At 57.5% G+C, this 247-nt stretch carries 1 protein-coding gene; it reads left to right on the plus strand.

Annotation, left to right across the window (positions count from 1 at the left end):
• Window positions 1-247, plus strand: a 247-nt coding sequence (locus AC5IJH_RS18650; protein WP_491904308.1) for a hypothetical protein, incomplete at both ends; no start/stop codon positions are given.

A 247-nucleotide genomic window follows, 5' to 3' on the forward strand; every position in this document is an offset into this window, starting at 1 on the left:
TCGTTCGATAAGCAGGAAATGGATGTATGTGCTGGCGACACGATTTGCCAGCGCGGCGAGAAGATCGGAGAAGTTATCGCCGTCGACGCGGTCGCACGCACCGTCGACATCAAGAAGACGAAAAAAACTGCGGAAGTACATCCGAGCGCGGTGTTCGTCGACAAGACAGGGCCAAGTTGTGAGGAGCAGGCTGACGCGCTCTATCGGCTCGCGGACTGGGTGCTGTTCGATAGCGTGAACGCACGAG

Origin of the sequence: Candidatus Dedyshia acidiphila, from assembly GCF_051025295.1 — a bacterium.
In the GTDB taxonomy this organism is placed as follows: Bacteria; Acidobacteriota; Terriglobia; order Terriglobales; family Acidobacteriaceae; genus KBS-83.